This is a genomic window from Cedecea neteri (genome assembly GCF_000758325.1).
In the GTDB taxonomy this organism is placed as follows: Bacteria; Pseudomonadota; Gammaproteobacteria; order Enterobacterales; family Enterobacteriaceae; genus Cedecea; species Cedecea neteri_B.
Genome location: NZ_CP009459.1, coordinates 3,839,816 through 3,852,628, shown reverse-complemented (window position 1 = coordinate 3,852,628; position 12,813 = coordinate 3,839,816). Strand labels below are relative to the sequence as shown.

At 55.3% G+C, this 12,813-nt stretch carries 10 protein-coding genes; 9 read left to right on the top strand and 1 reads right to left on the bottom strand.

Features of this window, described 5'->3' with window-relative positions:
* Window positions 1-58 precede the first annotated feature (58 nt).
* Genes motA through cheW form a run of 4 tightly spaced genes read left to right on the top strand, consistent with a single transcriptional unit; the run spans window position 59 to window position 4,427 of the window.
* Window positions 59-949: a flagellar motor stator protein MotA gene (motA, locus tag LH86_RS17960; protein WP_008453872.1), complete on the top strand. Its 891-nt coding sequence runs from the start codon at window positions 59-61 to the stop codon at window positions 947-949.
* Window positions 946-1,875, top strand: a complete 930-nt coding sequence (motB, locus tag LH86_RS17955; RefSeq protein WP_039304188.1) for a flagellar motor protein MotB — start codon at window positions 946-948, stop codon at window positions 1,873-1,875. The genes motA and motB overlap by 4 nt, the downstream gene beginning before the upstream one ends.
* Window positions 1,876-1,885: 10 nt before the next feature.
* Entirely contained in the window at window positions 1,886-3,904 is a 2,019-nt protein-coding gene (gene cheA, locus LH86_RS17950) for a chemotaxis protein CheA (protein ID WP_039304186.1), read from the top strand.
* Window positions 3,905-3,932: 28 nt separating this feature from the next.
* Window positions 3,933-4,427 (top strand): chemotaxis protein CheW, encoded by a 495-nt coding sequence (cheW, locus tag LH86_RS17945; protein ID WP_008453882.1) that lies wholly within the window; start codon window positions 3,933-3,935, stop codon window positions 4,425-4,427.
* A gap of 53 nt (window positions 4,428-4,480) precedes the next feature.
* Here the strand turns inward: cheW and LH86_RS17940 are convergent, their stop codons facing one another.
* Complete coding sequence (locus LH86_RS17940; protein WP_039304183.1) at window positions 4,481-5,746, bottom strand: dicarboxylate/amino acid:cation symporter; 1,266 nt, start codon at window positions 5,744-5,746, stop codon at window positions 4,481-4,483.
* 656 nt (window positions 5,747-6,402) lie between these two features.
* Here LH86_RS17940 and LH86_RS17935 point away from each other — a divergent pair.
* The 5 genes from LH86_RS17935 to tar all read left to right on the top strand — a co-directional run bounded on the left by LH86_RS17935 (window position 6,403) and on the right by tar (window position 12,786).
* Window positions 6,403-6,933, top strand: coding sequence for a spore coat U domain-containing protein (locus LH86_RS17935; RefSeq protein WP_039294621.1), 531 nt, complete (start codon window positions 6,403-6,405; stop codon window positions 6,931-6,933).
* A 14-nt stretch (window positions 6,934-6,947) separates the two neighbouring features.
* Entirely contained in the window at window positions 6,948-7,667 is a 720-nt protein-coding gene (locus LH86_RS17930; protein WP_039304179.1) for a molecular chaperone, read from the top strand.
* Window positions 7,668-7,722: 55 nt separating this feature from the next.
* Window positions 7,723-10,002 carry a fimbria/pilus outer membrane usher protein gene (locus tag LH86_RS17925; RefSeq protein ID WP_039306365.1) on the top strand — a complete coding sequence of 760 codons (2,280 nt, stop codon included), beginning with the start codon at window positions 7,723-7,725 and terminating at the stop codon, window positions 10,000-10,002.
* A gap of 34 nt (window positions 10,003-10,036) precedes the next feature.
* On the top strand, window positions 10,037-10,993 hold the full coding sequence (locus tag LH86_RS17920) for a spore coat U domain-containing protein (RefSeq protein WP_039304176.1): 957 nt from the start codon (window positions 10,037-10,039) through the stop codon (window positions 10,991-10,993).
* Between the two features lie 125 nt (window positions 10,994-11,118).
* Window positions 11,119-12,786 (top strand): methyl-accepting chemotaxis protein II, encoded by a 1,668-nt coding sequence (gene tar / locus LH86_RS17915; protein ID WP_039304173.1) that lies wholly within the window; start codon window positions 11,119-11,121, stop codon window positions 12,784-12,786.
* The last annotated feature ends 27 nt before the right edge of the window (window positions 12,787-12,813 follow it).

Sequence of the window (12,813 nt, the reverse complement as noted above, 5' to 3'; positions counted from 1 at the left end):
GACGCTGCACCTGCCTCCTGGGCATCCTCGCTACACTCAACGGCGTAAGGATGATCTCGTGCTGATTTTAATAGGTTACCTGGTTGTTTTAGGGACAGTGTTCGGCGGTTACATGTTGACCGGCGGCCACCTTGGCGCACTTTATCAACCTGCTGAATTTGTGATCATTGGTGGGGCGGGTATTGGGGCGTTCATCGTAGGGAATAACGGTAAGGCGATTAAGGGAACCTTAAAAGCGCTGCCGCTGCTCTTTCGACGTTCAAAATATACCAAAAGCATGTATATGGATTTGATGGCATTGCTTTATCGTCTGATGGCTAAGTCGCGTCAGCAGGGTATGTTTTCACTCGAAAGAGACATCGAAAACCCTAAAGAAAGTGAAATCTTCGCCAGCTACCCGCGTATTTTAGCGGACACCATGATGCTTGATTTTATTGTCGATTATTTGCGTTTAATCATCAGCGGAAATATGAATACCTTCGAAATTGAAGCGCTGATGGATGAAGAAATTGAGACCCATGAAAGCGAAGCGGAAATACCGGCCAATAGCCTTGCGTTAATGGGGGATTCATTACCAGCCTTCGGTATCGTTGCTGCGGTAATGGGTGTTGTGCACGCTCTGGCATCTGCCGACCGTCCCGCTGCGGAATTAGGCGCATTAATTGCGCACGCTATGGTGGGTACTTTCCTCGGTATTTTACTGGCCTATGGTTTTATTTCCCCATTAGCGAGCGTGCTGCGCCAAAAAAGTGCTGAAACGACTAAAATGATGCAGTGCGTGAAGGTGACTTTACTCTCCAGCCTCAACGGTTATGCCCCGCCAATCGCGGTGGAATTTGGCCGTAAAACGCTTTACTCCAGCGAGCGTCCATCGTTCATTGAACTGGAAGAGCACGTCAGAGCGGTACGTTCCCCGAACGCGCAGCGCGCGACGGAAGAAGAAGTATGAAAAATCAGTCCCATCCCATCGTTGTCGTAAAGCGCCGCAAGCACAAGGGACACGGCGGGGCGGCCCACGGCTCCTGGAAAATTGCCTACGCGGACTTTATGACCGCGATGATGGCTTTCTTCCTGGTTATGTGGCTGATTTCCATCTCCAGCCCGAAAGAGCTGGCGCAAATTGCTGACTACTTCCGCACCCCTCTGGCGCAGGCTATTACCGGGGGCCAGCGTATCGCCGACAGCGATAGTCCTATTCCGGGCGGGGGCGATGACGTCACCCAGCAGCAGGGCGAAGTGAAAAAACAGCCCAACATTGAAGAGCTGCGCAAGCGCATGGAAGCCAACCGCCTGAAGCGCATCAAAGGGGATTTGGACCAGCTGATTGAGTCTGACCCTAAGCTGCGTGCGCTACGCCCGCATCTGCAAATCGACCTGGTGCAGGAAGGGTTGCGTATTCAGATTATCGACAGCCAGAACCGCCCGATGTTTAAAAACGGCAGTGCCGAAGTGGAGCCTTACATGCGCGACATCCTGCGCAAAATTGCCCCGGTGCTGAATGGTATTCCTAACAAGATAAGTCTGTCCGGCCATACCGATGACCTGCCTTATGCCAACGGCGAGCGTGGCTACAGTAACTGGGAGCTTTCCGCCGACCGCGCGAATGCTTCCCGCCGTGAGCTGGTCGCCGGCGGCCTCGACGACGGCAAAGTGCTGCGCGTCATCGGGATGTCCTCGCAGATGAGCCTCTCCAAACGTGGAGGCGGGGACGCCATTAACCGTCGCATCAGTTTGCTGGTGCTTAATAAACAGACCGAAGACGCCATCATGCATGAGAACTCCGAGAGCGAGAACCAACCTCTCAGCGTTCTGCAGCAGGATCCTACGGCGGCTCCGGCGAATAACACAGTTGCGCCACAACCAGGCACGAGGTGATAGCGTGAGCATGGATATTAGCGATTTTTACCAGACATTTTTTGACGAAGCCGACGAGCTGTTGGCCGATATGGAGCAGCATCTCCTGGATTTGGTGCCCGAGGCGCCGGATTCTGAACAGTTGAACGCTATTTTCCGTGCGGCCCACTCCATTAAGGGCGGGGCCGGCACGTTTGGATTCTCCATCCTGCAGGAAACGACCCACCTGATGGAGAACCTGCTCGACGAAGCGCGGCGCGGTGAGATGCAGCTCAACACCGATATCATCAACCTGTTTTTGGAAACCAAGGATATTATGCAGGAACAGCTGGACGCCTATAAAAATTCTGAAGAGCCGGATGCCGCAAGCTTCGACTACATCTGCAAAGCGCTGCGTCAGCTGGCTCTGGAAGCCAAAGGCGAAGCGCCATCGGCGCCAGCCAAACTCTCCGTGGTAGAAACCGAACAGCCTGCGTCTGCCCCTGCCGACAACGGCGGCAAGCTGCGCGTGGTGATTGACGGCCTGAAAGACGCTGAACGTGACCTGATGCTCGAAGAGCTGGGGAACCTGGGCACCCTGAGCGAAGTGGTCAAAGACGCCGCATCTGTGGCGGCCACGCTGGAAACCAGCGTCAGCGAAGACGATATTACTGCCGTACTTTGCTTCGTGATTGAGCCCGAGCAAATCAGCTTTGTGCCGGTTACCGCAGCCAGTGCGCCAACGGTGGCAGAAACCACTTCGGTGGCGGTGCCGGAAGCACCCGCTCAAACGGCTGTCGCCGTGCAAAAAGCTGGCCTGCCTGAGCCGCTAACCCCTGCGACAGGTCGCGTTGAGCGCGATAAACCTGCCGCACGTGCATCTGAATCTACCAGCATCCGCGTGGCGGTAGAGAAAGTTGACCAACTGATCAACCTGGTCGGTGAACTGGTGATCACCCAGTCCATGCTGGCCCAGCGCTCTAACGAGCTTGACCCGGTCAACCACGGGGATTTGATCACCAGCATGGGGCAGCTGCAGCGTAACGCGCGCGACCTCCAGGAATCGGTGATGTCTATCCGTATGATGCCGATGGAATACGTTTTCAGCCGCTTCCCGCGTCTGGTTCGTGACTTGGCCGGGAAGCTTAACAAGCAGGTGGAACTGACGCTGATGGGCAGCTCCACCGAGCTGGATAAGAGCCTGATCGAGCGCATTATCGACCCGTTAACGCACCTGGTACGTAACAGCCTTGACCACGGTATCGAGTCGCCGGAAAAACGCCGTGCGGCCGGGAAGTCGGAAGTCGGCAACCTGATTCTGTCTGCGGAACATCAGGGCGGCAATATCTGTATCGAAGTGACCGATGACGGGGCAGGGCTTAACCGCGAGCGTATTCTGGCGAAGGCCATTTCCCAGGGGATGCCGGTCAGTGAAAGCATGACCGACGACGAAGTCGGAATGCTGATCTTCGCGCCGGGCTTCTCCACCGCTGAGCAAGTCACCGACGTGTCTGGCCGTGGCGTAGGTATGGACGTGGTGAAACGTAACATCCAGGAGATGGGCGGCCACGTCGAAATCCAGTCGAAAGCCGGGGCAGGGACGACCATTCGCATTCTGCTGCCGCTGACTCTCGCTATCCTCGATGGCATGTCGGTCAAAGTGAGCGACGAAGTCTTTATTCTGCCGCTGAACGCGGTGATGGAATCTCTCCAGCCGCAGGAAGAAGATCTGCACCCTCTGGCGGGCGGCGAGCGCGTACTGGAAGTACGTGGGGAATATCTGCCGCTGGTTGAGCTGTGGAAAGTCTTTGACGTCCAGGGCGCAAAAACCGAAGCCACGCAGGGCATTGTGGTGATCCTGCAAAGCGCCGGACGCCGCTACGCGCTGTTGGTCGACCAGCTGATTGGCCAGCATCAGGTGGTGGTGAAAAACCTTGAAAGCAACTACCGCAAGGTGCCGGGCATTTCTGCAGCCACCATTTTGGGGGACGGCAGCGTGGCGCTGATCGTCGATGTTTCTGCGCTGCAGGGGCTAAACCGTGAACAACGTCTGGCGCTAACCGTCGCCTGATTAACCGCTTAAAAGAATAGGTACGCAAATGACTGCACTAACGAATGTGACAAAACTGACCGGGGAAAACGTAGGCCAGGAGTTTCTGGTGTTCACCCTCGGCGCTGAAGAGTACGGCATTGATATCCTGAAGGTGCAGGAGATCCGCGGTTACGATCAGGTGACGCGCATCGCGAATACACCTGCCTTTATCAAAGGCGTCACCAACCTGCGCGGCGTGATTGTGCCGATCATCGACCTGCGCCTGAAGTTCGAGCAGGATGGCGTGGAATATAACGACAATACCGTGGTTATCGTGCTGAACCTGGAAAAACGCGTGGTCGGTATCGTGGTTGATGGCGTGTCCGATGTGCTGTCGCTGACCGCCGACCAGATTCGCCCTGCACCAGAGTTCGCTGTCACCCTGTCGACTGAATACCTGACAGGCCTTGGCGCGCTGGGCGAACGTATGCTGATTCTGGTCAACATCGAGAAGCTGCTGAACAGCGAAGAGATGGAGTTGCTGGATTCTGCGGTCGCTTAATCGAATTTAATCGAAAGGAAAGAAGAAGGGCTACCCGAGGGTAGCCCTTTTTTTTATGCCTTAACTTCTTCCCCCGGCACGGTGTCAGTTTCTTCCAGCATGCCTTCGTTCTTGGACAGCATCGCGGTTGCCACGCCGTTGCCCAGCACGTTGATCGCCGAGCGACCCATATCCAGGAAGTGGTCAATCCCCATCAACAGCAGGATACCCGCTACCGGAATATTGAAGCTTGGAATTGTTGCCGCCAGCACAACCAGCGCAGAGCGAGGCACGCCTGCAATCCCTTTGGACGCCAGCATCAGCGTCAGCATCAGCACGGCAATCTCAGAGAAGGAGAGGTGCACGTTGTAAGCCTGGGCAATAAACATGGACGCAAAGGAGCAGTAAACCATCGACCCGACCAGGTTAAAGGAGTAACCGATCGGCAGCACAAACGAGGCGATGTTACGGGAGCAGCCAAAGCGGGTCAGCTGATCCAGCGTTTTCGGATAGGCAGCTTCAGAGCTGCTGGTGGTAAAGGCCACCAGAACGGGATCTTTCAGCATCGCCAGCAGGCGGAACACATCGCGCTTCAGCACCATATAGCCCACGCTAATCAACACGACGCAGGTCAGCACGATAGCCACATAGTAGCCACCGATAAACGAAGCGTAGTTGAGCAAAATGCCCAGGCCCTGGGTGGCAATCACCGAAGAGATAGCGGCGAAGATAGCCAGCGGCGCGACATACATCACGTAGCCGGTCACTTTCAGCATGATGTGCGACACAACGTCCAGAGCGCTTACCAGCGGGGCGTTAAATTTCTCACCCAAAGAAGCGCCGGCAATCCCGAAGAACATAGAGAACACCACAATCTGCAGGATCTCGTTGTCCGACATCGCCCCGGCAATGCTGGTCGGGATGGTGTGGGAAATAAAGGCTTTCAGAGTCATCCCGCTGACGGCAAGGCCCGTCTGCACGGCTTCAGCCGGCACTTCCAGGTTCATGCCCGCCCCTGGATGCTCCAGGGTGACAATAAACAGGCCGACCAGAATAGACAGCACGGAAGAAGAGACGAACCAGACCATCGCCTTACCGCCTACGCGGCCAATGGTGGAGGTTTCGCCCAGCTTCATGATACCAACCGTCAGCGTGCTAAAGACCAATGGCGCAATCACCATCTTGATCAGTCGCAGGAAGATATCGGTAAACAGCGTGATGTTATCGGCGTAGCTTTTGATAACGTCGGCGGCGGCGTATTCATGGATGGCCGCGCCGGTGAAGATCCCCGCTATCATGAACAGAATGATGAATAGCGTGAGTTTGTTTGAACTTGCCACTGACTTAGTAACCCCGTAGTTGACTGTAGTTAATGTGTGTTTTTTTGTAACTTACTGACCCCTATATAATTATTGTTTCCGGGCCGTAAATGCGCGGAGCATAAATTGAATCAAACCGCGCCGATATACAACTCTTTTTTATAAATTCTGTTAATTGTTAATTAAGCAGCACTTAATCATTATTTGTGAATGATGTCACAAAATTGCGGATATATTCTTTGCACTTTGCAGGCCCCTGAGGTGTGTAGTGATTAACGACTTGTTTTGATTGGTAATAATGTGTCAATCGGCCGCTAAGGCGAATTTTGGGGGGGAGTCTGGTTATTTCCCATTCTCTAAACTAAATTTCAACTAAGTGATGGCGTAACGTACTGATTTTTTTCTTACCGAGAGGTCTATAAAGGGTGCGGTCAGACACTGTTTTGCCTGCTTGTGAAGTGAACGATTGGGATTAATTTGTGGGCAGAACCATGCTCCCCGCAGCATGAACGGTATTTAGAGGCAGCCATTTGGCTTCATGACGAATTATATAAACGACAAGTTATGGTGTCCGCCGTCTTTATTGGCGCGGAATACAGGCTAACGTTAAATCATCCCGTGCCGCTTCGCTGAATATTCGCGAAGCATGATTGAGTCATTTGAATGAGGGTAAGGATATGAATTCAGCCACTGCAGCACGCTTAATTCTCTCTTGTACTGCGTTTGCGATTATTCCATCGGCTAATGCGGCGGTGGCAAACGGTACATTTCAGGTCCTCATTACTATTACAAAGTCCTGTGCAGTAACGGCGGGTACGGCCTCGAATATTAACCTGGGTTCGGTTGCAGCTAGCGCAGTAAACACCTCGCAAAGTAATACTTTCACCGTTAACTGCTCCAAGGCAACGCCCTATTTTATTGGGCTTGCGCCTTCTGCGGCCAACGGCGGAACCACCACCGGTTCGGGGGCAATGTCGTCCGTGCTTAACGCCGCAACCAACACCGACAAAGTGCCTTATCAGTTGAACCAAACCTCGGCTACCGGGCCAGTTTGGGGTAACACTGCTACCACAACGACAGTGGGTAACGGCGTGGCGGGGGTGGGCACAGGGCTTGCTATCTCGTATACGGTTTATGCCACTGCGGCGAGCGCCAACTACACGCCAGACAGCTATGCGGATACTGTGACCGTCAACGTTAACTACTGATTTCAGGACAACGGATGAAAATGAAATTAGGCGGACGCCCGGCCTGCGCATGCCTGTTGCTGGCGCTGGCCGTGGGACAAAATGCGTTGGCCGGTGGCCTGCAAATATCGCCGGTTAACCTGACATTGACCGCCGGACAAAACGCGGACGGTATCTGGTTAAGTAATGAAGGGACTGCGCCGCTCAACGCGCAGGTACGTGTTTTCAACTGGCAGCAAAGCGGCAATGCCGACAAGCTGTCAACCTCTCAGGGGCTGGTCATTAGCCCACCGATGGTGACGCTGCCCGCCGGAGAGCGCCAGCTTGTCCGCGTGATCCGCACGACGCCTGCCACCAATCAGGTGGAACAGGCCTACCGTTTGTTTATTGATGAACTTCCGCCTGCCAAAGTGCAGAAAAATACCCTTCAATTTGTTATGCGCTATTCCGTCCCGGTGTTTTTGCAGCCTGTCGGGCAGGCTGAAAACACAGCGAAGCTAAAATGGGCATTGGTGCAAACCGATGGCAAAACATTTGTCGATGTGAGTAATCAGGGAAACAGCCACGCCCAGCTTTCTGCCATGACATTTATTCAGGCTAATGGGGCGCGAAAAACGATTACGCCAGGTCTGTTAGGTTATGTTCTTCCCGGTTCAACTATGCGGTGGATAATATCTTCGTCTGCCAGTGATGCTTATCACAGTGGAAAGGTTGAAGTCACTATCAATGGTCAAAAAACAGAACAAAATCTATGACTGGCCATATTCTTTGGTAAATATTGTATTGCTTAATGGTTTATTTTTCTCAGGCATGACAGCAGCACAAAATACTAATAATGACTTACCTCAGAATGCGGCCAGCAATGATACAGCTCAGCCTGTAGGCGTGGATTTATATCTGGACACGACGGTGAACGGGAATGCCGTGGGTCTGGTTCATCTTGGCTACGCGCAGGGAAAACTTTACGGCGACGCAATGGCCCTGCGTCAGTTGGGATTTCGCCTGCCGGAAAATGCAAAGCCGCCGTATTACCTGGATGACATTGCTCAGGTCAAAGTTGACTATAACGTCCAGCAACAAACCCTGGCCCTGACCGCACCGCTAAGCCTGTTAGATCTGAAAACCACCCAGCTCAACCAGTCCGACATGTCCGCGCCGAAGGCCGCCAATGCCTTTGGGGCATTGCTGAATTACGACCTCTACGGCGACAGTGGCAAGAGCAACAACTTCAATACGTTCAGTGAGTTCCGGGCGTTTAACTCGGCAGGTGTCCTGAGTTCGACCCAGCTTACCCGCTACAGCACGGAACAGAATAGCAATCAGTCTTTTAGCCGCCTGGACACCAGCTGGCGCTCCTCCTTTCCCGATAAAATGCTGGCGGTAACCCTCGGCGATACGCTCACCAGCTCGCTGTCATGGTCCCGCCAGACCCGCATTGCCGGGGTGAAAATTGGGACGGATTTTGGCCTCAACCCTTATATGCCAACGACGCCGCTGCCGGCGTTTCTGGGTTCGGCCACGCTGCCCTCAAGCGTTGAGCTGTATGTCAACGGGGTTAAATACTATAACGGCGAGGTTCCGGCGGGCAGTTTCCAGTTAAATACGCTGCCAAACATCACCGGCGCAGGGGATGCTCAGGTGATGATGACCGATGCCCTCGGCAGAACCAGCGTGCAGAACTTCTCTTTTTACAACGATCAGCTTCTGCTGAGGGAAGGATTGACGGACTGGTCGCTTGAGCTGGGCGTGGTCAGAAAAAACTACGGCTATTCCTCTTTCGATTACGCCAGCGAACCGGCGATCAGCGGCACCTGGCGACGCGGGTTCAGCAACAGCCTGACTGCAGGCGGCCATATGGAGGCCAGCGACAGCCTGGTCAACGGTGGTGTTAGCAGCGACTGGATCCCCTGGAGTCAGTCCGGGACGATTTCAACCTCGCTGGCGGCAAGCTCGGACGCCGGGGAGAGCGGCTATTTATATAGTCTCGGGTACCGCTGGTCCGGCGGGCGCTTCAACTTTAGCTCCAGCGCCACGGCTACCTCCGGCGACTATCACGATGTGGCGACGCGGTATGGTGCCCCGCCGGCTGCCTTCAGCGGCAGCGCGGTGGTGGGGTATAACTTTGGCGTAGGGGGGAATCTCAGTCTGAGTTACCTGCAGTTTCGCTACCCTGACCAAAGCGCTATTCGTTACGCCAACGCCAGCTGGTTTAAACCGATCACGGAAAACATCTCTTTAAGCGCCAGCTTTAACCAGAACATTGATGATACCCGCGACCGCAGCGTCTACCTGATGTTGACCGTCAGTACCAGCAATAGCCTGACGGCCGGCGCGACGGTGCAGCGCACCGGTGACAAGATGGGCTACCAGCTCAATGCCAGCCAGAATCCACCGTCCGAGGGCGGTGTCGGCTGGAACGTAGCTGCCAGCCAGCAAAGTTCCCAGCAAACCGGGCAGGGCGAAGTGGGTTACCTGGGGCGCTATGGCCGCGTATATACCGGCTTCCGCAGCATTCCTGACAACAATTATGGCTATGCGGGGGCGACGGGGTCGCTGGTGATGATGGGCGGCGGCGTGTTTGCCGCCCGGGAGATCAACAACGGGTTTGCCGTGGTCTCTACGGACGGGATCCCGAATGTCCCGGTCAAGCTGCAGCATAACCTGGTGGGCAACAGCGACAGCGGCGGACGGCTGCTGGTGACGCCGCTCAACAGCTACCAGAACAACCTGATCAGTATCGATCCGATGAACCTGCCGGCCAACATGCGGATCCGCAGCGTTAGCCTGAACGCGACCCCAGCCGACCGCTCCGGGACGCTGGTGAATTTTGATATCAAGCCGGTTCGCGCTGCCCAGATAAGTCTGGTTGACGCTAAAGGCAAAACTATCGCCGAAGGCAGCCCGGTCAGGCTGATGACGGGCATCGGGCAGGACTCGATTGTCGGGTTTGATGGCATGACCTATTTCGATGCGCTTGAGCTACATAATCAGCTCCGGGTGACGACAGGAAGCGGAATTTGTGTGGCTGAGTTTGACTATCCAGAGAATCAGAAAAACGTACCGACTATTGGCCCGGTCGTGTGCCGATAGCGTAACTGTGGACTTTGCTACAGGAGTGAACCGCATGAGATTAAAACAATTGTTGCTGCTGGCGGTGCTCTTGCTGTCCCCCGGGATTAGCCATGCGGTCGTGTGCTCGGTGAGTAACGTGCAAAACGTTAACTTTGGCACCCTCAACCCGCTGGCGACAGGCACGCCGAACACGTCGATGACCTTCGATTACAGCTGTACCAAGCAATTGGGCGATCTTCTTGCCGGGGTGACGCTCTGCTTCAATATCGACGGGGCCGGGGTAGGGAACCACAAAATGTCCTTTGCCGGGCCACCGGCCAGTACGCTGTCCTATGAGCTTTATCAGGGCACATTGAGCGGGGGGGCGTGGGGAAGCCAGTTCCAGTCGGGAACAACGTACCCGGTGGTGCAGCTCAATTTGCTTAACCTGACGCCCGTCACCGGCAGCCTGACGGTCTACGCCCAAATGACGCTGCCGCAAATATCCGCCGCGCCAGGCGGCTATCAAGATACTTACACCAGCGGCATGATGACAGTCACAATGAACACCGGCCTGTTGGCGCCGCCCGCAAGCTGCGGCACGGGCGTGACGGCAAACTTTCCCTTCAACGTGGTGGCGACAGTGGGCAAGCAGTGCAACGTCAGCTATGCCAATAACGTTAGCTTTGGGCCGGTGACGGCCACGCAAACCAATGTGGCTTCGAATAACACCATCGGGATTGCCTGCACCAACGGCACGCTTTACACCGTGGGCCTGACGCCATCGAACGGCAACACGGGCGGCACCGGGGTATTGTCAGGCACGGGAAGTAATACCGATCAGGTGCCTTATCAGCTAAGACAAGCCACCGGAACATCCGGGGCGGTGTGGGGCAACACGTCGCAGAACATGCCTTCCAGTACCGGCACCGGGGCTGCACAGCAGTTCCCGGTCTATGTCACAATTCCGAGCACCAATTACACGCCAGATAGCTATGCCGACACGGTGACTATCACCGTAACCTATTGATCGTTCCCCTGCCTGACAGATAGCCGGTTGCCATAGCGCAACCGGTTAATTTCCCTGTGACTTAACGTAAAGTTCCCGTGAGCGGTGCCGATAACCTCGGGAACAAGTCGTTAAAAGGGCGTCCTATGTTAAAGCGTATTCGCGTTGTCACCATGCTGATGATGGTGCTGGTGGTGTTCGCGCTGCTGCAAATCATTTCCGGTGGAATGTTCTTTAATTCGTTAAAAAACAACAATGATAACTTCAAAGTCTCCCGCGAGCTGCGGGTGCAGCAGGCCGAATTAAATCAGGCATGGATCCTGATGTTGCACACGCGTATTAACCTTAGCCGCTCTGCCGCGCGCATGATGATGGATCCGGCCAATAGCCAAAGCGCGGCCAAAACCGATCTGTTGAACAATGCGAAGAAATCCCTCGCCAGCGCCGAGCAGCACTACAACAACTTTAAACAGGTTGCGCCCATTTCCGCCGAAATGAACACCGTGGTGAAAGATATCGACGGTGATTACCAGACCTACCATCAGGCGCTGGCGGAGCTGATTGGCTACCTGGAAAGCGGCAACATGGATGCCTATTTCGGCCAGTCGACCCAGGGCATGCAGAATGCGCTTGAAAAAGCCTACGACGGTTACCTGGCGCTGAACGATCGCATGTACGAAGCCTCGTACGTCGACAGCCGCGACGGCTACACCTTTGCCATCTGGCAGCTTGGCATTTTAGCCCTGGCGCTGGCCGCAGTGATTCTGCTGGTCTGGGTCGGTATGCGTCAGATCCTGCTTAAGCCGCTGAACGTGGTGATTGGCCATATTCGCGAGATTGCGGCCGGTAACCTGACGGAAAAAATTAACGTTGAAGGGAAAAACGAGCTGACCCAGCTTGCCTCCAGCGTGCAGCACATGCAGCAGGAACTGATTACCACCGTCAGCAGCGTGCGCGAAGGATCGGATGCCATTTACAGCGGCACCACCGAAATTGCCGCAGGCAACAACGACCTTTCATCCCGCACCGAGCAACAGGCGGCGTCCCTGGAAGAAACCGCCGCCAGCATGGAACAGCTCACCGCCACCGTGAAGCAGAACGCCGAAAACGCGCGCCAGGCCTCTCAGCTGGCGCTGAATGCGTCCGAAACCGCCCAGCGCGGCGGCAAGGTTGTGGATGGCGTGGTGAAAACCATGCACGACATCGCGGGCTCCTCCAAGAAAATTGCCGACATCATTAGCGTGATAGACGGGATTGCTTTCCAGACCAACATCCTGGCGCTGAACGCGGCGGTAGAGGCCGCGCGTGCGGGTGAGCAAGGACGCGGCTTCGCGGTTGTCGCCGGGGAAGTGCGTAACTTAGCCAGCCGCAGCGCCCAGGCGGCGAAAGAAATTAAGTTGCTGATTGAAGATTCCGTTTCACGCGTGGATACGGGTTCCGTGCTGGTTGAAAGCGCCGGGGAAACCATGAGCGACATCGTGAACGCAGTGACGCGGGTGACGGACATCATGGGGGAAATAGCCTCCGCCTCTGACGAGCAAAGCCGGGGTATCGACCAGGTCGCCCTGGCCGTGTCTGAGATGGACAGAGTGACGCAGCAGAACGCCTCGCTGGTGGAAGAGTCTGCTGCCGCGGCCGCCGCGCTGGAGGAGCAGGCCAGCCGCCTGACTCAGTCAGTCGCGACGTTCCGTTTGCAAGGGAATGCGGGTAGTAAAAAACCTGCAGTGGCCGCGCCGGTAGCGCAAAGCCCTGTGGTTCATGCCCCGCGTACTCCGGCCCGGGCCGGGGATGACGATAACTGGGAAACTTTCTGATCAGATGAATACCGGCCTGCTGGCCGG